Source organism: Methylorubrum sp. GM97 (assembly GCF_024347855.1).
GTDB classification, from domain to species: Bacteria; Pseudomonadota; Alphaproteobacteria; order Rhizobiales; family Beijerinckiaceae; genus Methylobacterium; species Methylobacterium extorquens.
Window position 1 is genome coordinate 60,762 of the sequence record NZ_AP025942.1, and the last position, 24,612, is coordinate 85,373.

At 63.5% G+C, this 24,612-nt stretch carries 21 protein-coding genes, 1 tRNA gene and 1 pseudogene; 9 read left to right on the forward strand and 14 right to left on the reverse strand.

The window, feature by feature from the left end; translation table 11 throughout:
* The first annotated feature begins 1 nt into the window (after nucleotide 1).
* On the forward strand, nucleotides 2-2,374 hold the full coding sequence (locus MSPGM_RS00290) for a glycoside hydrolase family 65 protein (protein ID WP_261926061.1): 2,373 nt from the start codon (nucleotides 2-4) through the stop codon (nucleotides 2,372-2,374).
* Between the two features lie 165 nt (nucleotides 2,375-2,539).
* Nucleotides 2,540-4,132 carry an aspartate:alanine exchanger family transporter gene (locus MSPGM_RS00295; RefSeq protein ID WP_261926062.1) on the forward strand — a complete coding sequence of 531 codons (1,593 nt, stop codon included), beginning with the start codon at nucleotides 2,540-2,542 and terminating at the stop codon, nucleotides 4,130-4,132.
* 296 nt (nucleotides 4,133-4,428) lie between these two features.
* On the opposite strand, the gene MSPGM_RS00300 is transcribed toward MSPGM_RS00295, so the two are convergent.
* From MSPGM_RS00300 to MSPGM_RS00340, 9 genes are all read right to left on the reverse strand, one after another.
* Nucleotides 4,429-6,714 (reverse strand): glycoside hydrolase family 65 protein, encoded by a 2,286-nt coding sequence (locus tag MSPGM_RS00300; RefSeq protein ID WP_209688130.1) that lies wholly within the window; start codon nucleotides 6,712-6,714, stop codon nucleotides 4,429-4,431.
* Nucleotides 6,707-7,435: an HAD family hydrolase gene (locus MSPGM_RS00305; RefSeq protein ID WP_209688129.1), complete on the reverse strand. Its 729-nt coding sequence runs from the start codon at nucleotides 7,433-7,435 to the stop codon at nucleotides 6,707-6,709. The genes MSPGM_RS00300 and MSPGM_RS00305 overlap by 8 nt, the downstream gene beginning before the upstream one ends.
* Before the next feature lie 30 nt (nucleotides 7,436-7,465).
* A complete protein-coding gene (locus tag MSPGM_RS00310; protein ID WP_209688128.1) occupies nucleotides 7,466-9,901 on the reverse strand; it encodes a phosphoketolase in 2,436 nt (811 codons plus the stop codon).
* Between the two features lie 141 nt (nucleotides 9,902-10,042).
* Nucleotides 10,043-10,492 (reverse strand): hypothetical protein, encoded by a 450-nt coding sequence (locus MSPGM_RS00315; RefSeq protein ID WP_209688127.1) that lies wholly within the window; start codon nucleotides 10,490-10,492, stop codon nucleotides 10,043-10,045.
* A gap of 194 nt (nucleotides 10,493-10,686) precedes the next feature.
* A complete protein-coding gene (locus tag MSPGM_RS00320; RefSeq protein ID WP_015950075.1) occupies nucleotides 10,687-10,920 on the reverse strand; it encodes a hypothetical protein in 234 nt (77 codons plus the stop codon).
* Between the two features lie 258 nt (nucleotides 10,921-11,178).
* On the reverse strand, nucleotides 11,179-12,261 hold the full coding sequence (locus tag MSPGM_RS00325) for an AraC family transcriptional regulator (RefSeq protein WP_209688126.1): 1,083 nt from the start codon (nucleotides 12,259-12,261) through the stop codon (nucleotides 11,179-11,181).
* A gap of 340 nt (nucleotides 12,262-12,601) precedes the next feature.
* On the reverse strand, nucleotides 12,602-12,859 hold the full coding sequence (locus MSPGM_RS00330; protein ID WP_261926429.1) for a hypothetical protein: 258 nt from the start codon (nucleotides 12,857-12,859) through the stop codon (nucleotides 12,602-12,604).
* On the reverse strand, nucleotides 12,813-13,241 hold the full coding sequence (locus tag MSPGM_RS00335) for a hypothetical protein (RefSeq protein WP_261926063.1): 429 nt from the start codon (nucleotides 13,239-13,241) through the stop codon (nucleotides 12,813-12,815). Before MSPGM_RS00335 ends, MSPGM_RS00330 begins: the two co-directional genes overlap by 47 nt.
* Before the next feature lie 20 nt (nucleotides 13,242-13,261).
* Nucleotides 13,262-14,383 (reverse strand): helix-turn-helix transcriptional regulator, encoded by a 1,122-nt coding sequence (locus tag MSPGM_RS00340; RefSeq protein ID WP_209688699.1) that lies wholly within the window; start codon nucleotides 14,381-14,383, stop codon nucleotides 13,262-13,264.
* Between the two features lie 757 nt (nucleotides 14,384-15,140).
* Between MSPGM_RS00340 and MSPGM_RS00345 the strand changes: the two genes are divergently transcribed.
* Both MSPGM_RS00345 and MSPGM_RS00350 read left to right on the forward strand, forming a co-directional pair.
* Nucleotides 15,141-15,572, forward strand: coding sequence for a hypothetical protein (locus tag MSPGM_RS00345; RefSeq protein ID WP_015950079.1), 432 nt, complete (start codon nucleotides 15,141-15,143; stop codon nucleotides 15,570-15,572).
* Between the two features lie 237 nt (nucleotides 15,573-15,809).
* The gene (locus MSPGM_RS00350) at nucleotides 15,810-16,337 is read left to right on the forward strand and encodes a hypothetical protein (protein WP_246687771.1); all 528 of its coding nucleotides are present in this window, start codon (nucleotides 15,810-15,812) and stop codon (nucleotides 16,335-16,337) included.
* Nucleotides 16,338-16,540: 203 nt separating this feature from the next.
* On the opposite strand, the gene MSPGM_RS25455 is transcribed toward MSPGM_RS00350, so the two are convergent.
* Both MSPGM_RS25455 and MSPGM_RS00355 read right to left on the reverse strand, forming a co-directional pair.
* On the reverse strand, nucleotides 16,541-17,083 hold the full coding sequence (locus tag MSPGM_RS25455; protein WP_410007719.1) for an STAS domain-containing protein: 543 nt from the start codon (nucleotides 17,081-17,083) through the stop codon (nucleotides 16,541-16,543).
* A 36-nt stretch (nucleotides 17,084-17,119) separates the two neighbouring features.
* A pseudogene (locus tag MSPGM_RS00355) lies at nucleotides 17,120-18,209 on the reverse strand (SulP family inorganic anion transporter); the annotation flags it as partial.
* Nucleotides 18,210-18,723: 514 nt separating this feature from the next.
* Here MSPGM_RS00355 and MSPGM_RS00360 point away from each other — a divergent pair.
* On the forward strand, nucleotides 18,724-19,149 hold the full coding sequence (locus MSPGM_RS00360) for a hypothetical protein (protein ID WP_012251874.1): 426 nt from the start codon (nucleotides 18,724-18,726) through the stop codon (nucleotides 19,147-19,149).
* Between the two features lie 180 nt (nucleotides 19,150-19,329).
* On the opposite strand, the gene MSPGM_RS00365 is transcribed toward MSPGM_RS00360, so the two are convergent.
* On the reverse strand, nucleotides 19,330-19,851 hold the full coding sequence (locus MSPGM_RS00365; protein WP_209688698.1) for a GNAT family N-acetyltransferase: 522 nt from the start codon (nucleotides 19,849-19,851) through the stop codon (nucleotides 19,330-19,332).
* 432 nt (nucleotides 19,852-20,283) lie between these two features.
* Here MSPGM_RS00365 and MSPGM_RS00370 point away from each other — a divergent pair, with 432 nt between their 5' ends.
* From MSPGM_RS00370 to MSPGM_RS00380, 3 genes are read left to right on the forward strand one after another with little or no spacing between them, the layout of a single operon-like run.
* Nucleotides 20,284-21,258, forward strand: a complete 975-nt coding sequence (locus MSPGM_RS00370; protein WP_209688697.1) for a phosphate acetyltransferase — start codon at nucleotides 20,284-20,286, stop codon at nucleotides 21,256-21,258.
* 3 nt (nucleotides 21,259-21,261) lie between these two features.
* Entirely contained in the window at nucleotides 21,262-22,470 is a 1,209-nt protein-coding gene (locus MSPGM_RS00375) for an acetate/propionate family kinase (RefSeq protein WP_209688124.1), read from the forward strand.
* 16 nt (nucleotides 22,471-22,486) lie between these two features.
* Entirely contained in the window at nucleotides 22,487-22,981 is a 495-nt protein-coding gene (locus MSPGM_RS00380; RefSeq protein ID WP_015950086.1) for a hypothetical protein, read from the forward strand.
* Between the two features lie 13 nt (nucleotides 22,982-22,994).
* On the opposite strand, the gene MSPGM_RS00385 is transcribed toward MSPGM_RS00380, so the two are convergent.
* Both MSPGM_RS00385 and MSPGM_RS00390 read right to left on the reverse strand, forming a co-directional pair.
* Nucleotides 22,995-23,570, reverse strand: a complete 576-nt coding sequence (locus MSPGM_RS00385; protein WP_209688123.1) for a hypothetical protein — start codon at nucleotides 23,568-23,570, stop codon at nucleotides 22,995-22,997.
* 383 nt (nucleotides 23,571-23,953) lie between these two features.
* Nucleotides 23,954-24,025 (reverse strand) — tRNA-Leu (locus MSPGM_RS00390).
* 116 nt (nucleotides 24,026-24,141) lie between these two features.
* On the opposite strand from MSPGM_RS00390, the gene MSPGM_RS00395 reads away from it, so the two are divergent.
* Nucleotides 24,142-24,585 (forward strand): Arm DNA-binding domain-containing protein, encoded by a 444-nt coding sequence (locus MSPGM_RS00395; RefSeq protein WP_261926064.1) that lies wholly within the window; start codon nucleotides 24,142-24,144, stop codon nucleotides 24,583-24,585.
* Nucleotides 24,586-24,612: the final 27 nt, after the last annotated feature.

Below are 24,612 nucleotides of genomic sequence, written 5' to 3' on the forward strand. Positions count from 1 at the left end.
GATGCTGCGCCCGCGCTATGTTCCACCCGAAGATATTTTTCCGCCAAACCCCTGGGCATTTGAGGCCGTCCAATACGACGCACGTCTGGCGCAAGAATTGACGGGCCAAGCCGAGACGATGTTTGCCCTGTCCAACGGGTATCTGGGCATCCGCGGTTCAGTAGAGGAAGGTACTCCGGTTCAAGAGGCCGGCACCTATCTGAGCGGCTTCTACGAACACCGCCCGATTTCCTACGGTGAGCATGCCTACGGCTTCCCAACCGTGGGCCAGAGCATCTTGAACTGCCCGAGCGGTACGGCCCTGAAGCTCTTCGTCGAAGACGAGCCGTTCGTCGTTCCGCAAGCCGAGATCCTGTCATATCGGCGGAGCCTCGATCTGCGAGCCGGCACGCTGAACAGAGATGTTCGCTGGGCTTCGCCGGCGGGCACGCGCCTGCATATGCGGACGGTGCGTCTTGTCTCCCTCGCGCATCGACACCTCGCTGCCATCGCGTTCGTCCTCACGGCAGAAGATGCCGACGTCGAGATCGCGATCTCCTCGGAACTCGAAAACGCTCCGTCATCGACGGCCGACATCGCGGACCCCCGCCTCGCGGCGAGCCTTGCCGGGCGTGTCCTGCACCCCACGGGATTTCAAGCCGAGGGGATGCGCGCCATGTTGGGTTACCGGACTGAAAGCTCCGGGTTTCACCTCGGCTGTGGGATGGACCACGCGGTCTCCTCGGAGAGCTCATATCTCACAGAGCAGGTTTGCAGCGACGATTTTGCTGCCGTAACGATCCGCTGTAAGCTTGCGCGAAACAAGCCGATCGTGATTTATAAATATTTGAGCTATCATTATTCAGACAACTCTGCTCCGGCGCGGATCTTGTTCCAAACCGCCCTAACCCTGGACCGAGCGCTCAAGAGTGGATTTCAGGAAATCGTCGAGCGTCAAAGGAGCGATGTCGAACGATTTTGGGCGCGAGCCGATGTTGCGGTTGAGGGTGATAATCCGAGAACTCAGCAGACGATCCGCTGGAACCTCTTTCAGCTGCTGCAAGCTTCGGAGCGATCGGAGGGGCACGGAATCGGCGCCCGAGGTTTGACCGGAAGGACTTATGAGGGGCACTATTTCTGGGACACGGAAATATACGTGCTGCCATTCCTGATTTATACGAATCCAGCAATCGCGCGTAGTGTTCTAAAATTTCGCTACGACATGCTGGACAAGGCGCGGGCGCGCGCGCGCGAATTGGGTCACCGTGGGGCGACCTTTCCCTGGCGAACCATCAACGGCGACGAAGCGTCGGCATATTATGCTGCGGGAACGGCTCAATATCACATCAATGCTGATATCGCGTACGCCCTGCAAAAATATGTGAATGTTACCGGCGACAATGAATTCCTCTGGAGCTATGGCGCGGAAATTCTAACGGAGACTGCCCGCCTGTGGTTCGATCTCGGCTTCTTCTCCGAGTCGAAAGGAGGAAAATTTTGTATCAACGGTGTGACTGGACCGGATGAATATACCGCCATCGTGAACAATAACTGTTTCACGAACCTGATGGCACGAGAAAACTTGCGCTACGCCGCCCAGGTGGTTCGCGATCTCAAGCGCATGCACCCCGATCGATTTGATGCATTGGCCCAACGCACTGGTTTGGACAGTTCCGAACTGGCCGATTGGGAAGACGCATCCGAAAGGATGTACTTGCCCTATGACGAGCGTTTGAAGATTCATCCTCAGGATGACGATTTTCTGGATCTCGAGAAATGGGATTTTGCGGCAACTCCAGAAAACAAATATCCACTCCTACTGTACTATCACCCCTTGAATCTCTACAGGTCGCAGGTCATCAAGCAGGCCGATACCGTGATGGCCATGTTTTTGCTCAATGAGCACTTTACCCACGAAGAGAAAAGACGAAACTTCGAATACTACGATCCAATTACCACACACGATTCATCTTTATCTGTTTGCATTCAGAGTGTTGTAGCGAATGAAATCGGCCTGCGGCATAAAGCAATCGAATATTTCAAATTCGCCGCGGCAATGGATATGTCGGATATCGGCGGGAATATGATGAACGGCGCTCACGTCGCCGCAATCGGCGGCACGTGGCTTGCCCTCGTCTACGGCTTCGCGGGACTTCGCGACAGCAAGGGGTGCATTTCGTTCAATCCTGTCCTCCCGAAGGAGTGGTCCCACCTGAGTCTTGTCCTGACCGTAAGAGGACAGAGGTTTCGGATCGAGGTTGATCCCAACTCTGTCATTTACACTCTTCTCAGCGGAGAGCGGCTGGAGTTCTCGCATGTTGGCGAGGATCTCGTTCTTTCCTCCGCGGAGCCGGTGATCACGCGCCCGACCGGTCAGGGGCGGGCGGACGCTTAAAAGTCGAATGAGTCGGCCTGACAAGGCCTTGAACCGATCATGGTCAACGGGCCGTCTCATCGAGCGATGGGTCGGCGCCGACCCGTCGAGCAAATGACAGGTGCGGGACAATACTGGGATCCTCGGTATCAGCGAGGCGCGCACTGAAGTGGGAGTCCTTCCATGATGGCCTCAGTCAGCGAGCTGGTCGGGACGCAGCCGATCCTCGCACTCTTCCTCGCCATCGGCCTCGGTTATGCGGTGGGGCAAATCAGTATCCTGAACTTTTCCCTCGGCGTGGCGGCCGTGCTCTTCGTCGGCTTGCTGATCGGTGCCCTCGCCCCGAAGGCCCAAATCACCGGTCCGCTCGGTTTGGTCGGGCTGATCATGTTCCTCTACGCGATCGGGATTCTTTACGGGCGCCAATTCTTCGAGGGTCTGTCGGGGCCTGGGCGTATCTATAACGTGCTCGCGACCGTCGCAGTCGTCGCCAGCCTGCTGGTGGCGCTCGGCCTCGGCGCTATTTTCGATGTGAAACTCGGCCATACCCTCGGCATTTTCGCCGGTTCAATGGTCAGCACCGCTGCGCTTCAAGCCGCACTCGACACGATTGGGAACCGGGACCCATCCGTCGGCTACTCGGTCTCGTATCCGTTCGGCGTGATCGGCCCGATCCTCTGCCTCTATTTCATGACGCGCCGAGCGAAGCCGGTCTTTCCGCCGAAGCCATCGCGCTTCCACCTCGGCGAAGTGACACTCGAACGCCTGCCGTCCTCTGGCGCGACGCTCGGCGCCGTCATGGCGACGCTTCCGGCTGGCGTGCAGATTGCCGGCGTGCGGCAGGAGCATCATAACCGGCTGCCGGATCCAGACCTCGAACTGCATGCCGGTGACGCGCTTCTGATTGCGGCCGATCGCGCCGCGGCGTTGGACGAGGTCGCCACGGCGCTCGGACACATCGACCAGGGCAGACTTGCCAAGGATCGAAGCGATATCACCTACCAGCGCTTCTTCGTCTCGAAGTCGGCCCTGACCAGCGTGAGATTGGCCGACCTGCCCATGCCGCCGGATGTATCGATCCGCATTCTGCATGTCCGACGCTATGACGTGGACCTCATGCCCTCGCCGGACTTGATGCTGGAGTTGGGCGACCGGGTCGGCGTCATTGTGGCACCCGGGCAAGTGGTTGCCGCCCGGGCGCATTTTGGGGATACCCTGAAATCAGCCGCGGAATTCAGCTATGTCTCCGTCGGCCTCGGCATGGTGCTCGGCGTCCTTCTCGGCCTCTTGCCGATCCCCGTCCCGGGCGTGGGCACCGTCACGCTCGGCATCGGCGGTGGCCCCCTCATTGTGGCGCTGATTCTCGGCAGGCTTCGGCGCACTGGGCCGCTCAGCTGGGTCATGCCGCTGCCCGCCAATATCGTGCTGCGGAATTTCGGTCTGACGCTGTTTCTGGCGACGGTCGGGATCAATTCCGGTCAGGCTTTCGTCACCACGGTAGTGCAGACCGGGCCTCTGATGCTGCTGATCGGCGTGGCGGTGCTGCTGACCACGGTCGCAATCGTATTGCTCGTTGGCTTCTACCTGCTCAAAATCCCGTACGACGACCTGCTCGGTGTGGCCTGCGGTGCCACCGGCAACCCTGCCATTCTGGCCTATTCGTTGCGCATCGCGCCAACTGACCGGCCGGATATATGTTACGCGATGATCTTTCCTTCAATGACCATCGTCAAAGTACTCAGTGTGCAGATCATCGGCCTTCTCTCTCTTTCTGGTTGACTGTCTACCGGTGCAGCGTAGGGGCATGCACTTTTATTGCGGAAGACATCGCAGCGTGTGAGGGTTCGGCTTGGCAGCCAAGCCCCGGGGCCTCTCGGTGCTAGAGCGCTTTCCGATGAAGTGGACGCCGGTCCGGCGAAGGAAAGCGTGTTGAAACGAAGATCGAGAGACGCCGGCCTGATGCCATCAGGTCGGATACGACGCGAGCGCGGCGGCCTCGTCGGCTTACGGCAGCTGAGTGGCTTGGCGCCGTAGAGCGTGCCATCGGCGCCCGGCACGTCACGAGACGCCTTCGACTACAGCTCAAATCGCAGTGGCGATCGAGATGTCAGGTGCTGCGTCACGCCCGCGACCGTGACGTCCATCCCGTCTCCGTCCATCAGCCTGGCCTCCAGCAGAGGGCGGCTGACGCTGAGCCCGACGGATCGACCCCTCCACCAGACTTTGAACGAAAGGGTATCCCACTCAGGCGGCAGCTTGGGATCGAGCTCCAGCGTGTCGCCCGCTAAGTTCAGGCCGGCGATGCCCAGGATCGCCGCCTGCCACAACCCGCCAAGTCCGGCGATCCGAACGCCGCCGGCGCTGTTCGGATCGAGATCGAGGTCGAGAGACGCGGTCTCGCGCATGTATCGAAGAGCCGTGTCCGAGGCGCCCAGACGCGCGGCCACGCGGGCATGCATCGCGGCGCTCAAGGAGCTGCCATGGGCACAGCGTGGCTCGTAATGGCGGAAATTGATCTCCGCTCCCTGTCCGAGAAATTCTTGGGGCAACAAGGCGATCAACGCGACGACGTCGGCTTGCTTGATCACTTGCGAGCTTTGCGTCTGCTCCCGGCCGATGACCACATCGATCGGCAGTGCATGGTCGACATAGTCCGCGACGTTCAGCTGCTTGAGTCCGTGGAAGCCGGCGAACTGCTCGTACAGTCCGGTCGCGGGGTCGAGGCCGGTGACGATCCGCGCGACCGCGTCCCGCCAGTCATCGAGTTCCTGGTCGTCGAGCGCGAGCTTGTCTCGAAGCGCCTGGGCACGGTCCGGCCAACCCTCGCGCAACAGCTCGAGCGCCTCCAGGGCGCAGCCGATGTTCCACCGCGCCATCACGTTGGTGAAGGCGTTGTCGTCGACATCCTCATGGTACTCGTCCGGCCCGATCACATGGCGGATGTGGCGTCGGCCATCCGCTTCGGCGACGGCTCGGGACGCCCAGAAACGCGCCGTCTCGAGGAGGATTTCCGCCCCCGCATCGCGGAAGAAATCGTCGTCGCCGGTGGCACGCCAGTACTGCCACACCGCATAGGCGACGTCGGCGCTGATGTGGTGCTCCATCTTGCCAGTCAGGATCTCAATCGGCTTCCCGTCAGGCCCCAGCACCGAGTCCGGCGTGGTCTCCTCGCCGGTGTCGGCCGATTCCCATGGATAGAGCGCGCCTCGCCAGCCGCCGAGCGTCGCCTTGGCCCGTGCTCCGGGCAGCGTATGGAACCGGTACATCAGCAGCGCGCGCGCCGCTTCCGGCCAGACCGCGGTGTAGAACGGCAGAAGATAGATCTCGGTGTCCCAGAAGACGTGGCCGAAATAGGCATCGCCGGTCAGCGCGCGCGCACCGATCGAAACCCGGTCGTCGCTCGGGTTCGCGGCGCTCGTCAGGTGGTACACGGCAAACCGCAGCGCGCGCTGCAGGTCATCGTCGCCGTCGATGACGATGCCGCTGTCGCTCCAGTGTGCATCCCAGGCGGATTCATGAGCCTTGAGGATCGCGCGCCAGCCCACCGATGTGCTGCGCGCGAGCGCCGCCGCGGCGCGGGGCGCAGGATCGGGTTCCGACCGGTCGGCGCGAGCGACGGAGACGAGGCGGGCGAATTGCGCCACCTGGCCAGCCTTCGAGCGCCAACGCCAGATCCAACGCAGCGGAAATGGGCGCTCGGGGTCGGTTAAGGCGCCATCAAGATGCAACGATGCGGCACCCGCCATCGCGACGACCTTACCGGTCCCCTCGGTCCGCCACGCGCCGAGGTCGTTTTCGAGACGCACCGGCTCCATACCGACGCCGGCTAGCCCGAAGCTCGCTTCAAGGCGGACGTCGATGTCGTCGCGGTCCAGCACGATCTGCTGAAGCTGGAGTCCCACCGATCGGTCCGCCAGCGACAGGAGGCGCAGTTCGTGGCCCTTCGCAGTCACCCGCGCCGGTGTCCGATGCGTCCATTCGGAGAGAAGCACGCCGCGCCGCATGTCGAGCCGCCGCATGCCATGAAGAATCTCGCCTTCGCGCGCCACCAGCGGCTCCCCATCGAGGATGAGGCGGATCCGCGACCAATCGGCGACGGGCACGAGCGCCGGCACAGGCGGCTCGGTGTTGGGCATGTCGAACAGCCCGGCGACGTAGCAGCGCGGCCAAGAGGCCCATCGGATGTAGCCGAGCCAGCTCACCCAGGTCGGCCCTCGGCCCGTCGAGCGCGCGGCACGCATGCCGAGGAAGCCGTTGCCGAGGGCAAAGCGGGACTCGACCGCGCTCTCCGTAAGCACGCTGTAGCCTTCGTGCGTGAGAACCCAGCCGGGCTCCTGTGTCGGTCGAAGCACCTCAAGCATCTACAACGGGCTCCGTGACGGCTCGGGCGCGCAGCGTACCCGCGCCAAGGGCGGCGATTTCAACTTGGTCGAGGCTCGTCACGACGAGATCGGCGCCCGCTTCGCGCAGCAGGGCTTCGTCGCCGAGGCGGGCAATCCCGAGCGCGGTCATCCCGCCCGCCCGCGCCGCCGTGATGCCGGCAGGTGCGTCTTCGATGACGACGCAGTGCAACGGCGATGTGTTCAGAGCTTCGGCTGCGAGCAGGAACAGCGCGGGATCCGGCTTGCCCCTCGGCACGTCACGGCCACTCAGGTCGGCGTCGAACAGCGACAGGAGCGTGCGCCCATCCGGCAGCTTCAGCTGGGACAGCATGGCGGCGGCGTTTTTCGACGAGGAGGCCAGCGCCAACCGTAGCCCGGCCGACTTCAGGGCGGAGGCGAAGCGAAGGGCGTCCGGAAACACCTCGAAGCTACCCGCCTCGATCAGCTGGTCGATGAGAGCCTGCTTCCTGTCCGCGTACTCTGCGGTCCGGGCGGCGGCTTCAGGTCCGCCAAGCCGCTCCAGAGCCTCCCGAGCGCCTTCGAGGCGCGGCTTGCCGGCGACGTTGGCTTGATAGAACGACGTGGTGAAGCCTGCCGGGTCGGCGAACCCTGTGAGCGCCTCGCGCCACGCGCGCTCGTGCGGCGAGTCCACCAGCACACCGTCCACGTCGAAGATCGCCGCGAGGAGAGCCGGTCTCAAAACGCACGACGCCGGTCGAAGCGCCCCTCCTCACACATTGTCACTCTCCGTCGAGCCGAGACCGCGCGTCGTCGCCATCGGGCTCCAGGACCAGCCGGATACTTCCGGCATGTCGTCCCCGTGCCGATGAATGTACGCGCGATGGTCGATCAGCTTGTCCCGGATCGCCTGCTTGGCGTAGGCCGCCCGAGCGGCTAGGCCCGGCACGCGGTCGATCACATCGCTGACCAGATGGAACCGATCCATGTCGTTCATCACGCACATGTCGAACGGCGTGCTCGTCGTGCCTTCCTCTTTGTAGCCGCGCACATGGAAGTTGCTGTGTCCGTGACGTCGGTAAATCAGCCGGTGAATGAGCCACGGATACCCGTGAAAGGCGAAGACGACCGGCTTGTCCGTCGTGAACAGAGCATCGAAATCCTGATCTGACAGGCCGTGTGGATGCTCCGTGTCGGGCTGCAGCTTCATCAGGTTCACGACGTTGATGACGCGCACCTTGAGATCCGGCGCATGGCAGCGGAGGAGGTCGACGGCTGCGAGCGTCTCAAGGGTCGGCACATCCCCGCAGCACGCCATCACGACGTCCGGCTCGCTGCCGCGGTCGTTGCTCGCCCATTCCCAGATCCCAAGCCCGGCCGTGCAGTGCTTGACCGCCTGATCCATCGTGAGCCACTGCGGTGCTGGCTGTTTACCCGCGACGATCACGTTGACGTAGTTGCGGCTTCGCAAGCAGTGGTCGGTCACAGAAAGCAGACAATTCGCATCCGGCGGTAAGTAGACACGAACGACCTCGGCTTTCTTGTTCACGACATGGTCGATGAAGCCTGGGTCCTGATGGCTGAACCCGTTGTGATCCTGACGCCAGACGTGGCTGGAGAGAAGGTAGTTCAATGACCCAATGGGTCGTCGCCACGGAATATGGTTGCAGACCTTCAGCCACTTGGCGTGCTGATTGAACATCGAGTCGATGATGTGGATGAAGGCCTCGTAGCACGAGAAGAAGCCGTGCCGACCCGTCAGCAGATAGCCTTCGAGCCAGCCCTGACATTGATGCTCGCTCAGCATCTCCATCACGCGGCCGTCATGCGCGAGGTGGTCATCCCACGGATACGTCTCGGCCACCCAGGCACGGTTGGTTACCTCGAGTGCGTCCTGCCAGCGATTTGAGTTATTCTCGTCCGGACTGAACAGCCTGAAGTTTCGCGCTTCTGCGTTCAGGTCCATGACGTCGCGCAGGAAGCGTCCCATCACGCGCGTGGACTCGGCGACGGCGGCACCGGGGGCGGTCACCGGTATTGCATAGTCGTGAAAATCCGGGAGCCGAAGGTCGCGGAGCAGAGTGCCTCCATTGGTATGCGGATTGGCGCTCATGCGGCGGTCGCCCGTCGGGGCAAGCTCGGCAAGTTCGGAGCGAAGTCGGCCGCCTTCGCCGAAGAGCTCGGCGGGCCGATAAGATTGCATCCAGTCTTCGAGCATGCGCACATGGGCGGGATTGTCGTGCATCTCGCCCATGGGCACTTGGTGCGAGCGCCAGTAATCCTCTGTGCGCCGTCCATCGATTTCCTTCGGACATGTCCATCCTTTTGGCGTCCGAAGAACGATCATCGGCCAGAACGGCCGGCCCGTGAAACCCTTGTCGCGCGCGTCCGACTTGATCCGGCGAATGTCCCGCAGGACAGCATCCATGGTGGAGGCCATGCGCTGGTGCATCTCGGCCGGATCATGTCCTTCCAGGAAGTAGGGGGTGTACCCGTACCCACGGAAGAGATGTTCAAGCTCCGCGTGGCTAATTCTGGCCAGTACAGTCGGGTTGGCAATCTTGTACCCGTTGAGGTGCAGGATCGGCAGAACCGTCCCATCGCTCACCGGGTTGAGAAATTTGTTCGAATGCCAGCTTGTGGCAAGAGGCCCGGTCTCGGCCTCGCCATCGCCGACGACGCAAGCGACGATGAGGTCGGGGTTGTCGAACGCGGCGCCGTAGGCGTGCGAGAGGGAATAGCCCAGCTCTCCGCCTTCGTGCATCGAGCCCGGTGTTTCAGGAGCCACATGGCTCGGGATGCCGCCTGGGAAGGAGAACTGCTTGAAGAGGCGCTTCATGCCCTCAGCATCGGCGGAGATGTTCGGATAGACTTCGCTGTAAGTCCCCTCGAGGTATGCGTTGGCGATCAAGGCAGGACCGCCATGCCCCGGCCCTGTAATATATATAACATCAAGATCATGCTTTTTAATAAGACGATTCAGATGAACATAGATGAAATTCAAACCCGGAGTGGTTCCCCAGTGGCCGAGCAGACGCGGCTTGATGTGCTCCTTGGTCAGCCGTTCCACCAGTAGCGGGTTGTCGTAGAGGTAGATCTGACCGACCGACAAGTAGTTTGCCGCCCGCCAATAGGCATCGATCAGGGTCAGCTCGGCTGTCCGCGCCGTGCGCTTGGGCTGCCGCCGAGCTTTGAGGATCGCGTCCATTTGACTGCCTCGCTTCGGTGCTGGGTCGACTCTGGCGCGAAGCGGCGGGCTTGCTCCGAGTGGAGGCCTTGGGCATCAGCATGCCGCACGCTTCCGGCTGCGGTAGCGCGTCGTTTCGCCAAAGACCGGACGCGCGGCGCCTCAATACGGGGCACAGGCGCCGGTATACGCATCGTAGTAGGCGTAGGGCCCGCAGCCTCCGTAGCCGCTCCGATACCCGTAGTAGCCAGCGGCTGCGGCTGCACCGACCCCGGCCGCGGCGAGCCCGTAGCCATAGGGACGATAGCCACCCCAACCATAGCCGCCACGGACAACGTAGCCCCGGCTGACCCGACCGCCACCCCAACCGGGCCGGCCGGCAATGGGACGTCCCGCCCCCCAACCGGGGCGTCCGGCAATCGGGCCTGCAGCCCCCCAGCCTGGCCGCCCAATTCCGCCGCGGAAACCGCCACCGTGGAAACCACCACCGCCGCGGAAGCCACCGCCGTCGCGGAAGCCGCCACCACCACCGCGGAAGCCGCGCGCATCGGCCGCCAAACCGGTTAGGATCAGGGCCGCGAAGGCGGCCGATGAGATCAGGAGCGCTTTCATGAGGTCGTCTCCTAGCCGGAGGACACCAAGTCGAGGTGAGCCAAGTCGGATCCGGTCGTGCGACGACGCAGTGGGTCCGTACCGCATCAACCGTTTGGTGCAGAGAACGCTAGCACCGGGCCGGGCGCCTCGCTTGATCTGACAGGACAGGCACAAATCACGATGCGGCGCACTCTAAGAGAAGCCAGCAGTCGTCAGATGCTGAGCTGTGCAACCTCGATCAGGACATCCTCAAGATAGGCCTTGATTCGGCCGATCTCGGTCGCGCTCGGCCCCATGATGCTGAACCCGATCAACTCGCCGCGCGCATGTACCCTGCGGATCAGGGATTCTGCTTTCGTAGCCACCTCGCGCTCGGTCTGCGCGCGGAGGATGCTGCCCGTCTCGGTGGTCGTGATGCGAATTTCGAAGCCAGGCTTTTCAATCATGACTTCACCATGAAACAACCAGCCTGAGGCAAAATCTTGTCCATCGAGATGAAGGAAAGCTCTCCTACATCATTCTATATCATCGGTACATTGAGGCTTTGGGCGCCAATCTCCCGACGGATGGCAGGATGAGAAGGATCTGCCTGACGATTACGCTCAGATCCTGCTCGCTGATCACGCTCGTCGGCATCATGAGCGCACAGGCACCGGCACGAACGCACTGCCTTATCCGAGCCTTCTGCCGAGGAGGGGAGGATCTTATTGGTGTTCCTCGCGCTTCGTCTCGGAATGGTTTCCCTGCCTCCATGAGCTGGGCGTCATGCCTGCCCAGCGTCGGAAGGCGTGCGTGAAGGCGGCGGGCTCCGAGAAGTCCAGGACGGCCGAGATCTCCGTCATGCTCATTTTGGTATCGGCCAAGAGGCGCTTGGCCACCCGGAATTGCGCCTCGTTGGCAAGCTGCTTGAAGCTTGTCCCTTCGGCTCTCAAGCGGCGGCTCAAGGTGCGGCGACCGAGCGACAGGCGAAGCGCCGTCTTCATCACGTCGCAACGCTTCCGGATCACCTCGGCGCGCAGGTGCTGACGAAGCCCGTCCTTCAGCGTGGAGGGTCGTGCCGATTCAAGCCGGCGGATACGGTCCTCCACTCTGCGGCGCAGGACCGGATCGGCTCCAGCGATGCGCCGCCTGAGGAGGCTGGCCGGGAAGACCAAGGCGGCCGTCTCCTGATCGAACCGGACGGGTGCTCGAAAAAACTGGCTATAGGGCGTCGTGCTGCTCGGAGCAGAACGCGACAGCAGAACTTCCAATGGGGCCCAATCAGACCCGCACAGCGCCCGAAGGATGTTTGTCGCTGTGGCCAGCGCCCGATCCGAATGATGGACAGCACCCTCGGCTCCCGGCTCATACGGGCAGTAGGTGAGGACGGCCACGTCGTTGTCGATGCCGAGGCCGACCACCGCACCCCGATTCAACATGCCCAAATACGCTTCGAGAGCCCGCAAGGCATCGCCGATGGTATCCGAGTTGCCCAACAGCAGGCCGAGAAGCCCGAGGGAGGTGATGGTGGTCCTTTGCCCGATGAGGAGCCCCAAATGAGGGCAGCGGGTGCGCTCAACCGCTATGGCAATCAGGCGGCCGAGGGAGCTGTACGGAACCAGCTTGCCATGACACTCGAAGAGCCTCGGATCGAGCCCTGCCTCGACCATGAGGGTGTCGGGATCCGCTTCGAGTTCAACCAGGACGGCGTAGATCGCTTGAGCGACCCTGAGGTGCGCCAGGCCGACAGGAAGCAGGTTCTCAGGTGGGCTGGGGTATCCGGTTGCCAAAGCGGCACAAGAGAACATCGCAAGATCCTCCTATTCGGGGGCCAAGCCGATTCGAATAACTCAAGTTAACTTTGTGCAATTTAGTGCATTCGCGATGGATCTTCTTGATCGAAACGGTCATCGCGTTCGTGAAAACGTGACTGCCCAGTCGGCAGCCAAAACTTGGCCGTTGCACCAACTCAGATTGCGTGACGATGGCGGGGTGAGCGGTCGGCGCCGAGCGGCCCGCGCTGGCTGATCGGACGGCGGCTTCTGCTGAAAGTGGATAGTAGCCGGGCAACGAGCGCGGACTGATACTATTATAATGTGCTAGTTACTATTCGGACACGACATAATTTTTACGGAGATTTCTTGAACATCACCATTGATTGGTGTGCCACGCAGCTTCGCATTGTAGCTCGCGCGGCAATTTTAGCATGAGACCGATCGTCGATGGCGTGAAATCGACGATCTGCTGCGCCTCGAGGCCACCATGCTCAACATTTTCGCGGATCAGGGGAAGAGATATCTGTGATCTCAATCGACGGAAGCGGATCAACTCAATAAAATTCGTTTTCCATTGCTGCGTCTCATTTCGAGCAGCGTTGGTAGCCTGTGCCCGCCGGGTCTTGCTCATTGTAATAGCGTTTGAGGGGGCCGTTCGGCTGAGGCATCATGTAAACCCTGACCTCCTGGGCCGCCACGGCGTTCGCACAGTCGAGAACGAGAAGCTGGCGGTCCCCGGTCGGCCGAACCGACTTGATGCTGCACGTCGCCATGGGAGTCTTCAGGCGCTTTCCTGAGACGATGAAGGCCGGAGCGAAAATGTCGATCGGCTTCTTGAACGCCCCACCTTTGCCCGCGGATGAAAAGACATCCGCACAGTCGCGCCCTTCCAGTACCCAAGCGCCTTGATAGGCAGACAAACCGGGTCCTGCTGCCAACGCGTCCGACATACCAGCCGAGGCTGCAAGGCTTAGCCCGAGTCCTGCGACAGCCATGAGACGTGCCGTTCGCATCACCACCTCCTGCGTAAGCTCTATCGGACCGGCTGCTGTGTCTGTGCGGAGTAGAAATTTTCGTCCTGCTCTCGACCAAGGCACTTCGATTGATGCTCCCGCCGCCATGTACTGGGCGCAAAGCCTGACCATCGGCGGAACGCATGGCTAAAGGCGGCGGGTTCGGAGAAATCCAAGGCCGCCGAGATCTGCGCCATGCTCATTCTGGTATTGGCTAGGAGCTGCGTGGCGACTGAGAACTGCGCTTCGTTAGCGATTTGCTTGAACGTCGTGCCCTCGGCTTTCAGCCGACGACGCAGGGTACGGGGGGGGACCAGTCGCAGTCGCGCCACGTGCGCGGCCTTACAGCGCTGCCGCATCACCTGGGCTTGGAGGTACTCGCGAAGCTTGTCCTTCAGCGTGGAAGGCTGTTCGGCCTCAAGCTTGCGGATGCGATCCTCAACTCTCCCGCGGGCCGCCGGGTCCGCCCCCTTGATGCGCCGTTCAAGGAGTAGAGTTGGAAATACCAACGCGGCCGTTTCTTGGTCATACCGCACGGGCGCCCGAAAGAAGCTAATGTAGGGCGCTGTGTCGCGTGGCGCGGAGCGCGGCAACAGCACTTCTAATAGAGCCGCATCAGAGCCACCCAACGCCCGAACGACGTTTGTAATTGTGGCGAGTGCCCTCTCTGATTGGAGGGCCGTGCTCTCGGCTTCCGAGCCATAAGGGCAGTAGCTGAGAACGGCCACCTCACTGTCGATATCGAGTCCGACGACTGCGCCCCAGTTCCGCACACCAGCATGCGCTTCAAGAGCCCGCAAAGCGCCGCCGATGGTGTCCGAGTGGCGCATGAGCAGGCCAAGCAGCCCGAGCGAGGCCAATGTCGCGCGCTGTCCGACAAGGAGCCCGAGATGGTGACAACCCGTCCTCTCGGCTCCCAGAGCGATCAGGCGACCGAGCGAGGCGTATGGGACAGGGGTCCTGCCGCCGTCGAAGGTCCGAGGATCAAGCCCCGCCTCGGCGAGCAGTTCGTCCAAATTGGCGCCCAGTTCGACGAGAGTGAGGTAGACCGCTTGCGCGACCCCGGGGCGAGTCAAGCCAATGAGAGATGGCCTCTCGTGCGATCGGATGTCTCCAACGACCGCGGGCGGGCGTTGGCGCACAATTGAACCTGATTTCTCGGACGACGACGTGATGTGCCCCCCCTGATTCGAGGCCAAGCCTGCGTACTTAGGCTTGTATTATTTAACATTGCAATGATCATTTCATACGAATTGCCTTGGGAGAGCGTTATTTTCATTCCCATCGGGCACAAACTTCAATCACGCCACCATTGTCGTCGGATCGACGCGCCCGTCGTAAAGGCCACGGCAACCGCCCGGAATACGAGCAGGCTCCACGCCACCCACGTTGCCTCGACGCGGCCACGAAGGGCGACCGCTTCCGGGCCTTTGTCACCGACAGCCTGTCACCTGTGTTGAAGCCCGGCGATACGGAGATCCCTAACAATCACGGTGCTCACAAGGTGGTGGGCAAGCGCGACGGCGTCCAAACTGCCGGTGCGCAGTTGCTGCTCAGATTTACGGCCCTTTTCCCTGGAGATCATACGTCAACTTAAAACCGTTTCGATCCCGCAATCATAATTTGGAGGTTTTCCGCCAACCCCTAGATAAACAGCAGCACAAAGCCTGGAACCGATAGAATAAGCCGAGCCTATCAGTGGCTCGCCGCACATGCTCCACGACGCTGCCGAAATCACAGCATCCGTTTGCAAAGACTTCGCTTAATGTCCTCTTGGATCAAGCAACGCGATCGAGGCTGTCATACGACCCGAGCGACGTATTCTGGGGCCTGCCGTTCCTACGGACCGGCATCTCGGCGTGCCCCGGGCCGCACCCACATGTCGCGAGGTCAAAAGCCATGACCCTTAGGATTTTACCGCCTCTTATACTTGCCGCGTGCCTGGCCTCGCCCGCGCTTGCCCAGTCGGCGATTGACCGGGGCCAGCCAGCGGCCCTCATTCACGGCAACTATTGCGGGCTCGGCAATAACGCGCCGCGGCCGCCGATCGATGCGCTGGATGCCGCCTGCGCGCGCCACGACGCCTGCACTCCTGCCGGCGGCCTACCGTCGCCAGCCTGCAATCTGCGGTTCAAGCGCGAGACGGCATTCATTTCGCGTGATCCGCGACAGCCCGACGACCTGCGCGCGTTGGCAGGCTTCATGTCCGCCAGCGCGGCTCTTCTACCCTTCGATCCGGTTGCCCCGGTCGTTGGCACCAGCATGCCGGCATCCGGTCCGTATGGACCGTATTCGCCCGGTCCATACCGGCCCGCCTACTACGCCTATTAGAGCCGTATCCGCCCCGATCGCATCCATTCGGCGCCTCCAAACTGCTGTTGAGAGGCGCCGTTTTTGGACGAGCCGTTCCCTTCTCGTCGGAATGCGCTCCTGCGTCGTCGCGGATCCCGCCGGCTGCCAACAAGGATCGGGCTGGCTCCTGCGGATGATCTCGATCCTAAAATCAAGCAATCCGAGGATCGTCGAAACACCCAATACGGCTCGGTGGGTGTGAGCATGGAGGATGCGATGCAGAAACTTGCTTTGGTGTCGCTGGCAGCACTCGGAATGGGTGCGCTGATTGCCGCGGATACCGCTGAGGCCCGTGGTGGCTTTGGCGGCGGTGGCTTCCGAGGCGGCGGCTTCGGCGGTGGCGGTTTCCGCGGCGGCGGCGGCTTTGGCGGCGGATTCCGGGGCGGCGGATTTAGCGGTGGCGGCTTTCGCGGTGGCGGTGCCGTCGCTGGCGGCTGGCGCGGCGGCGTTGGCGGCTATCGCGGCGTGGCCGGTGGCTACCGCGGCGGTTTCTACGGCGGGCGCGGCTTCTACGGTGGTCGTGGCTACGGCTACCGCGGGTACGGCTATCGGGGCTACGGATACGGCGTCGGTGCGGGTCTCGCTGGTCTCGCGGTCGGCACGGCAGTCGGGGCTGCGGCCAGCAACTATTACGGCGGCTACGGCTACGGCTACGACGATGCCGGCTATGGTGGCTACGCTCCCGCCGCCTATGGCTCAAGCTATCCCGCTTACGGATACGGGGGCTGCACCTGCGGCTACTAATTCCAACGCATGAACGCTGGCCACTCGGCGGCGGCCGCCATGCGGCGCGCCATGCCGGTGGCGGCTGCCGTGGCCTTCACGATGGGCCCGCGCCGATCCGACGACAACGGCGACGCCCTCGCCCCTCCTGTCAGCCGTCGACTGGGAATCAGATCACGCTACGCGAGACAATCCCAGCTGACTCAGCGAGGTCGCCAGCCTCTCTAGCTAGGCGCTGAGGACGCCAGGAGCGCCTTGTAGCGCTCGATGGCGGTGCGCGCGTTGAACAACAGGCGGTCTGGTCCGAGTTCTTGATCCAGACCGGCGCGCCGCACCATGTTCAGGACGTCAGGGTTGAGGCCGACGAGCCAAAACGTCATGCTGGTCCGCCGTGCCCCATCCCGCAACATCTGCAGCGCCGAATACTCGATGTCGGGCACACGGCTGAGGTCGAGGGCGACGATACGCGGCTTGTGCTCGGCAATGAGCGCCCGAATCCGGTCTGCCACGTTCTGCGCGTTGGCAAAGTACAGGCGCCCCTCCGGGCGCAGGATCAGGAGGCCAACGAACGTCTCGTCATCGGGGTGCTCCGGTGACAGGGGGCGCAGCACGTCCGCGCCGTGCTTACGGGCGATGACAGAGATGCGGGGATGGGCTGTCTGGAGGCCCAGGCCGACCAGCGAGAGGACGATGGCGACGGTGATACCCTGAAGCGTCCCGAAGACGAGCACCCCGATCCCCGCCACGATTGCCCAGTGGAACTCCATCCGCCGCACTTTGAAGATGTCCCGGAACTCTGCCGGCTGGATGAGGCTGGCCGAGTAAACGATCACGACCGCCGCGAGGGTTGCCTGCGGCAGGAGGCCCAGGACCGGCGACAGGAGCAGCATCGTCGCGAGGGCAAGCGCGGCCGTCACGAATGAGGCTGCCTGCGTCCGGCCTCCGGCGGCCCGCACGACCCCGGTCTGCGATGCCCCGCCGCCGGCCGGCATTGCCCCGAGCAAGGCTCCCCCCAAATTCGCCGCGCCCGTGGCGGCCAGCTCACGATTGGCATCGATGGGCGGATCTCTTGAAGCCACGAAGGCCCGGCCCGCGGCGATGCTCTCCGTGAAGCTCATCAGGGCGATGCCCATGGCGCCCGGCAGGAGCGCCTGGAAAGCGTCAGGTCGGGCATGCTCAGGGAGGGGAGCCCCCGCGGGATCTCCCCGACCGTCGCGACTCCCCATGCGTTGAGGCCGAGCAGCCAAGAGGCCGCGATGGCGGCAGCGACCGTGACCAGCGGAACCGGCGAATGCGGCCTGAGGCGCTCAGCGCCGACGAGGACGGCCAGCGTCACCCCTGCGACAGCCAGGGTCGGCAGCGACGTCTCGGGGAGGTGGCGAGCGAGACTCGCGAGATCGATGAAGAACGACTGCTTCGCGGGATGGAGCTTGGGAGCTTGGGAGCTTGGTCCAGCAGGATCATGCAGGCGATTCCGGCCTTGAACCCGGTCAGGACCGGCACGGAGATGAAGCTGGCGATGAAGCCGAGCTTCACCAGCCGGGCCGCGAGCAGCAACGCTCCGACGAGGGCCGTCAGCGTCGCTGTGGTGGCAACCAGCCGCGCCGGATCGCCATCCGGCACCACGTTGCCGATTTCGGCGGCTGTCAGGATCGCCAGCGTCGTCGTCGAACTCACGCTCAGGACGCGGGATGAGCCCAAGAGGCCATAGATCAGCGTGGGAACGAAGGCGGTGTAGAGGCCGACCGCGACCGGGAGCCCGGCCACCGTGGCAAAAGCCATCGCCTTGGGGAGGACGACGGCCGCGGCGGTGAGCCCTGCCAGAATGTCGGAGCGGAGTTTCGTCGGCGCGTCGGTCGTGGAGGTCCGCGTCGTCGGTTCGAGGCCCGTCATCTGCGCTCCTCCGCGTCCGGTTTGGTCACTGGGGCCAAACCGGGGGGGGCTCCGTCGTCTCCTGCGGGAGCCGCTGAGTTGCGCGGCCTCGGCCAGCCTTCTGCGGCCGAGGTCGGCAGCGTGGATGCGAACAGCCGGGCAGTCCGTTCGCCGCCGACGATGATCTCAATGCACGCCTTCGTCCAGGTGGAATAGGGTTCGCCGAACTATCTGGAGAGATGACGTCGGTCGATGAACCGAAAGCAGGAAGCTGCTCCTGGGGGCGACAGGGCCGGGAAGAGACCAGCGCGCAGCCAGAAGGATCTCGCCGCAGCGATACACGAAGCCAGTGATCCGCGACCGCGTCGGAGAGCAGGTTTCACCGGCTGTCCTCCGGGATCAAGCAACGCTGCAGACTCGGTAGTACGAACCGGTCGACCAGAGTTCTGGACCCGAGCAGGTCACGGGTCCGGTCACGCCGGCGGGGACTGATGCGCCTCACCTCCATGTTGTCCTCCTGCGAGGAAACAACGTTATGAAAACTCTCCTGATTGCGTCTGCGGCTTTCGCGGCCCTGATCCTGACCAGCGTCACGGCAGATGCGCGCGGATTCCGTGGCGGCGGAGGCGGAGGCTTCCGGGGTGGCGGCATCCATGGCGGCGGCTTTCACGGTGGCCGGGCGGGCGGATTCCGCGGTGGGGCCGGTGGCTATCGCCGGGGCGTGGCCGGCTATCGCGGCGGTTATGGTCGCGTCGGCCGCTACGGTCACAGAGGGGTCGGCCGCTACGGCTACGGCTACGGCCGCTACGGTTACGGCCGGTATGGGTACCGTCCCGGATACGGGCTCGCCGCGGCCGGGGTCGGAGCTGCTGCGGCCGCCGGTTATTACGGCTCGACCTACGGCGGGTGCGGGCGATACGCCTTCTACGACCAGTATTCGGGCACTTGCCGCCCCTACTGACGGGCAAGCCCAGGAGACTGCGTCCGGATTCGGCGTCTCTGGACCCCTGTTTCGACGCGCATTTTTGACGAATCGGTTTCCATTTTGTCGGAATGCGCTCTCGGTCACGGGCCCGCAGTCGCGTGCCCGTGATGACGGTCATCCGTGCCAAATCTCATGGGTTCGCGACTTGAGGCGTGCTCAGGTTAGCCGAAGTACCAAGTGGACCGCGTCCGCCTCGCGTCGGCTGCTCAGCGGTAGTCCGGTTCGCTCGAACAGCTTCAGCATCGGAGCGTTGTCGGGCAAAACCTCCGCCGTCAGTTCCGTGAGCCCTGCCGCCCGGGCGATGTCCACGAGGTGCCGCACCAGCGCGGCACCGATGCCGCGCCGCTGATATTCGTCGATCACGGTGAACGCCACTTCGGCCTGTCCCGGACGCGTCGCGACATAGCGGGCGCCGCCGACGATCGCCTGTTCGCCATCCTCGTCCGCGGTCGCGACCAAGGCCACCTGCTCCCTGAAGTCGACGTTGAGGAAGAACGCAATCTCCTTGTCGGTGAAGTGGCGCTTCGCAGCGAAGAAGCGGCGATAGAGCGATTGGGCGCTTGTGTGGTCGATGGCTGCCAGCATCCGCTCCCGGTCATCCGGCCGAAGCGCGCGGATCTCCAAGGCGCGCCCATCGCAAAGATGCTCGACGGCCGAGTAGCATGACAGGTCTCCCATGGCATCGCTCCTTTCGGGATTGCCGCCGTCGGCTGTCACGCCGCCGTCTGCGATGGAAAGTTGACGCTCGTCATCTGAGTTGCAAGCGGCCGTCCCGGCAATAATGCACAAATGTTCTTCAGCCAGAATGAAGGTCATCCCATAAGACAGGGTGCGCCGTTGTTGAGGAGGTGGCCCAGAACATGCCGCGCCGCATATCGTTGTGCATGATCAAACGCCGGAAGATGGTCCGAGTAGAATTCGGATCGCCTACGCGGCCAGCGCCGTCGGCCGCCGATCCGTCCCGTCCGATCAAGCCGCCTGATCCCAAGAGCGTATGAGTTGGCGGTCCTCGTCTTCGCGGCGCAGGCGACGAGGCACCTGTGCGAGAGGTTACGCCCGTCGCACAGGACCGCTCCGGATCCTTTCCTTGAACTGTCAGAGGAGGCCAGGGTGTCGATTGCGACCATCGAACAGGCAGCGGTCGAAACCCGCGGACACGAGAAATATGACCGTCTGATCGTGGCTGCCCAGGCGCTGCCGAGGCTTCAGGTCGCCGTCGTCCATCCCTGCGACGCGGCCACATTGGGGGCAGCGCTCGAAGCCTCCGCGCTCGGAATCGTCGAGCCGATTCTGGTGGGCCCACTGGGAAAGATCGCCGCCGCCGCGGCCGCACTCGATGCGGATATCGGCGCGTTCCGGCTGGTCGACGCCGCTCACAGCCACGAGGCCGCTCAGAAGGCCGTTGCTCTCGTGCGCGCCGGCGAGGCCGAGTCCCTCATGAAGGGGAGCCTCCACACCGACGAGTTGATGGCTGCGGTGGTGCGCCGGGACGGCGGCCTAAGGACGGCTCGCCGCGTCAGCCACTGCTTCGTCATGGACGTGCCGGGCCATGCGACGCCCCTGATCATTACGGACGCCGCGGTCAACATCGCGCCCTCGCTCGAGGAAAAGCGCGACATCACGCAGAACGCCATCGACCTCGCACAAGCCCTTGGCGTCGAGTCGGTGCGGGTCGCCATCCTGTCGGCGACGGAAAGCATCAACGCGAAGATGCCGTCGACCCTCGATGCCGCGGCCCTCTGCAAGATGGCCGACCGGGGTCAGATCACCGGCGGCATCCTGGACGGCCCTCTTGCCCTCGATAATGCCATCGACCTCGAAGCGGCTCGGATCAAGAAGATCCATTCACCGGTGGCCGGCCAAGCCAACGTTCTCGTGGTCCCCGATTTGGAAGCCGGCAACATGCTGGCCAAGAGCTTGACCTTCCTGGCCCGTGCGGACGCGGCCGGGATCGTGCTTGGGGCTCGGGTCCCGATCATCCTGACGAGCCGGGCCGACTCTCGGCTCACGCGTCTCGCCTCCTGTGCGGTCGCCTCACTGTTCGCCGCCGCCCAGCGCGCCTGCCGGCCCCTTCCGGAGGTCTAGGCGATGAGCTCGGTCCTGCTTGTACTGAACGCGGGCTCTTCGAGCCTCAAATTCCAAGTGTTCGCGTTCGGCGAGACCGCGGATCCGCGCCGCATCTTCAAGGGTGTGTTCGAGGAACTCAGCGGTTCGCCCCACCTGCTGATTCGGGACAGCGCCGGGACGGTTGTTGCCGACCAAGCCTTCCACCGTGAAAGCCTGTCCGGCCACGAGGAGGCGCTCCTGCACGTGGCGGCTTGGCTGCGTGAGCATTGCAGCGGCTTCCGGCTCGCCGCCGCCGGGCACAGGGTCGTCCATGGTGGAAGGGCCTATAGCAGGCCGGTGCGGGTGGACGAGGAGGTGCTGGAGGCGCTGGAGCGCCTAGTACCGCTCGCTCCGCTCCATCAGCCGCACAACTTGGCGCCGATCCGGATCCTCCGGCGGCGTTTCCCGGACCTCCCCCAGATTGCCTGCTTCGACACCGCATTCCACCGCAACCAGCCTGAAATCGCACAGCTTTTTGCCCTACCGCACGCGATGACCGAGGCGGGGGTGCGCCGCTACGGCTTCCACGGCCTGTCCTATGCGCACATCGCCTCGGTCTTGGCGCAGTACGACCCCGCCCTTGCCACCGGCCGCGTCGTCGTCGCTCATCTCGGCAATGGCGCCAGCCTGTGTGCCCTGGAGCGCGGGCGGAGCATCGCGACCACGATGGGCTTCTCCGCACTCGACGGACTGCCCATGGGAACGCGCTGCGGTAGCCTCGATGCCGGGGTCGTCTTCTACATGATGCGGGAGATGAAGCTCGACCCGGACGAGGCAGAGCGGATGCTCTACACGCAATCGGGCCTGCTCGGGGTCTCCGGACTGTCGCACGACATGCGCAGGCTCCGTTCCCTCGCGGCGACCGATCCCGATGCGCAGCGGGCCATCGACCTCTTCGTCTACCGGATCGAGCGGGAACTCGGCTCACTGGTGGCGGCACTCGGCGGCCTGGACGCCCTCATCTTCACCGGCGGCATCGGTGAGAACGACGTCGCCACACGGGCCGAAGTTCTGCGGGGAGCCGCCTGGGCCGGTTTCGAACTCGACGCGGCGGCCAATGCTTCCGGCGGCCCGCAGGTGACCCGAGGGCCCGGTCCCGCTGCCTGGGTCATTCCGGCGGACGAGGAGATGACGATCGCGCGCGGAACGTGCGAAGCGCTGGCCCAGGTCCAGCGCGAACCGGCCTCATGAACAACAGGAGTTCGCCATGGAAGCGCTGAAGACGAATCCACAGACCGAACACGAGCTTGGCGACGAGAGCTTCATGTCCGCCGCCGAACTCGGCGCTTATACGGCCAAACTGAAGGCCGCGAAGGCCCTGCAGACCGAGGATCGAGCCGAAGAGGCGCGGGCCGAGCTCATCAAGGCTCTGTCCGAGACCATCGAGGTCACGCCTAAGAAGGTGCACGAGATCATGACGTCGCTCATATACAAGCTCCGGATCGCGGCCGAGCAGGGCAAGAACGAACTTCTCGTGATGCGTTTCCCGAACGTAATGTGCAGTGACGGCGGACGGGCCATCAACAATTTCGAGAGCGGTTGGCCCGAGACCCTGACCGGACGCCCGCGTCAAGCTTTCGAGTTCTGGCGGGACCGCCTGCAGCCGGCCGGCTACGGTCTGAAGGCCGTGATCGTCAACTTTCCCGACGGCATGCCAGGTGACGTGGGCTTCTTGCTCACCTGGGAGACACGCAGCGCATAGGTTCCACCGCCCTTCAGGATGGCAGCCATGACCGCTCGATCACGACTGGCTTGAGTCCGAGAAGGCGGGCAGGCCGTTGCGCCGCGTCTTCGATGGGGGCTGGTTGTCGGCGCGCCGGTTCCAACGGCTGGCCAACTCCGCGCCGGTGCGCCGCGAAGCTCTCCTGGGCATCGGTTGCGAGCTGACCGGCATGACCATCGACGTCGAAGATGGCTAAGAGTGCCTCGCGAGACGCCCGGTCACAGGCACCCTCCCTCCCGCGCTGGCGGCGCAGTGGGCGTTTTTTTGTGAGACACGCAGCCTCATGCCCTGCCGGCGCTCGGCCGCGCCTCGACCCCGGGATTGCCCTGGAGCTTGCCGGCGTGATTCCAACCTCAGGGCAGGCCAGGCGCAGGTCTCGCTCGGTGACGGGCTCGCCGGCGCGGCCGGGGGTCGGGACCCCAGCGTTCGAGAGGTTGATATAGAACGTGTCCATGCCGTCCCCGTCCTCCGAGAGGGCGGCTGCCGCGACGGCCTCGGCGAGGTGCTTATTGTCCTCGTCGGTCATGGCCGCGAAGACGGCGTCGGCGATCTTTGCATGGTCGGGCATCTTGTGGGTTCTCAGTGGTTGCGTCGTGCACAACCTCGGTCCGCCACCTTACTTAGGGACTAACCGCGTCCCGGCCGCCCACCGGGGGATCGGGACCTTGGTTCATCGAACATTGACAGCGGCCGTGGCGGCGGCGGGCTCGCACCCGCGGGAGGGCCTAGCCGGCCGGGGCGACGGCGCGGGCGTGACCTCGAACGGAACACGGGGCATGGCGCAGGCTGCCGGGTGGTTCGCCCGAGCGCTCGAATCCGGGCGGATCGCGCCCGGACGGATTTCGGGTGTCGCAGCCCGAGAACAGCCCGAGAAACGAAAAGCCCTAGACGGGGGTCCAGAGCTTCGAAAGACTAAGTGGCTGATCCTATGAAGGAAAGGCCGTGTTGTGTTGGTAGCGAGGGAGGGATTTGAACCCCCGACACAAGGATTATGATTCCTTCTTTCGACAAATTCTCAAGGCTTCGAAGGAACCAGATATTAGGGAATCCTATATCAGATATAGGCAATTGCTTCGATCGCCTCCGCAGTGCCTATCGCCTGACCGGATCCGAAGCGCGACCCAGATGCGACCCAGACCATGGCTGAGTACCTCGCGAATGGCAAGCAGTCGAAGATCACCGTCGAGACGCTGAAGGCCTTGCTTCGCAAAGTTGGGGCGGCAGAGAGCGAGCAACGTGACCCGGAATGCCCAGGACTAGTACTGCGGGTCCGGCCGCGAGCGGGGGTGCGCTGGTCGTACAAGGGCAGACTGCACGGCAAGGAGAAGCGTTGGGATCTCGGGGCGGCCGTTGCTACGCGTGAAGGAATCGCGGCTGTTCGGGAGAAGGCCGCTCGCATTCGGGAAGACCTCCGGCGAAACTTGGACCCAATGGCATCGAAGACGGACGCTCCACCGATAGTGGCGCCTCCGGCGTCCTGGAACTGGGAGGCGGGTGTTGCCGCGTTCCTTGTGCATATCGCACGTACGCGCCGCCCTGATACCTACACCGACTATCGGCGGATTCTTGAGAACACGAAGTGATCGGCCCCCACGCGGTGGTCCAAGTTC

What these genes read in the sequence shown, in the direction of transcription:
- MSPGM_RS00290 (WP_261926061.1), top strand. Translation starts at nt 2, where the DNA reads ATGCTGCGCCCGCGCTATGTTCCACCCGAAGATATTTTTCCGCCAAAC.
- MSPGM_RS00295 (WP_261926062.1), top strand. Translation starts at nt 2,540, where the DNA reads ATGGCCTCAGTCAGCGAGCTGGTCGGGACGCAGCCGATCCTCGCACTC.
- MSPGM_RS00300 (WP_209688130.1), bottom strand. Translation starts at nt 6,714, where the DNA reads ATGCTTGAGGTGCTTCGACCGACACAGGAGCCCGGCTGGGTTCTCACG.
- MSPGM_RS00310 (WP_209688128.1), bottom strand. Translation starts at nt 9,901, where the DNA reads ATGGACGCGATCCTCAAAGCTCGGCGGCAGCCCAAGCGCACGGCGCGG.
- MSPGM_RS00315 (WP_209688127.1), bottom strand. Translation starts at nt 10,492, where the DNA reads ATGAAAGCGCTCCTGATCTCATCGGCCGCCTTCGCGGCCCTGATCCTA.
- MSPGM_RS00320 (WP_015950075.1), bottom strand. Translation starts at nt 10,920, where the DNA reads ATGATTGAAAAGCCTGGCTTCGAAATTCGCATCACGACCACCGAGACG.
- MSPGM_RS00325 (WP_209688126.1), bottom strand. Translation starts at nt 12,261, where the DNA reads ATGTTCTCTTGTGCCGCTTTGGCAACCGGATACCCCAGCCCACCTGAG.
- MSPGM_RS00330 (WP_261926429.1), bottom strand. Translation starts at nt 12,859, where the DNA reads ATGAGCAAGACCCGGCGGGCACAGGCTACCAACGCTGCTCGAAATGAG.
- MSPGM_RS00335 (WP_261926063.1), bottom strand. Translation starts at nt 13,241, where the DNA reads ATGCGAACGGCACGTCTCATGGCTGTCGCAGGACTCGGGCTAAGCCTT.
- MSPGM_RS00345 (WP_015950079.1), top strand. Translation starts at nt 15,141, where the DNA reads ATGACCCTTAGGATTTTACCGCCTCTTATACTTGCCGCGTGCCTGGCC.
- MSPGM_RS00350 (WP_246687771.1), top strand. Translation starts at nt 15,810, where the DNA reads ATGCAGAAACTTGCTTTGGTGTCGCTGGCAGCACTCGGAATGGGTGCG.
- MSPGM_RS25455 (WP_410007719.1), bottom strand. Translation starts at nt 17,083, where the DNA reads ATGGAGTTCCACTGGGCAATCGTGGCGGGGATCGGGGTGCTCGTCTTC.
- MSPGM_RS00360 (WP_012251874.1), top strand. Translation starts at nt 18,724, where the DNA reads ATGAAAACTCTCCTGATTGCGTCTGCGGCTTTCGCGGCCCTGATCCTG.
- MSPGM_RS00365 (WP_209688698.1), bottom strand. Translation starts at nt 19,851, where the DNA reads ATGGGAGACCTGTCATGCTACTCGGCCGTCGAGCATCTTTGCGATGGG.
- MSPGM_RS00375 (WP_209688124.1), top strand. Translation starts at nt 21,262, where the DNA reads ATGAGCTCGGTCCTGCTTGTACTGAACGCGGGCTCTTCGAGCCTCAAA.
- MSPGM_RS00380 (WP_015950086.1), top strand. Translation starts at nt 22,487, where the DNA reads ATGGAAGCGCTGAAGACGAATCCACAGACCGAACACGAGCTTGGCGAC.
- MSPGM_RS00385 (WP_209688123.1), bottom strand. Translation starts at nt 23,570, where the DNA reads ATGCCCGACCATGCAAAGATCGCCGACGCCGTCTTCGCGGCCATGACC.
- MSPGM_RS00395 (WP_261926064.1), top strand. Translation starts at nt 24,142, where the DNA reads ATGGCTGAGTACCTCGCGAATGGCAAGCAGTCGAAGATCACCGTCGAG.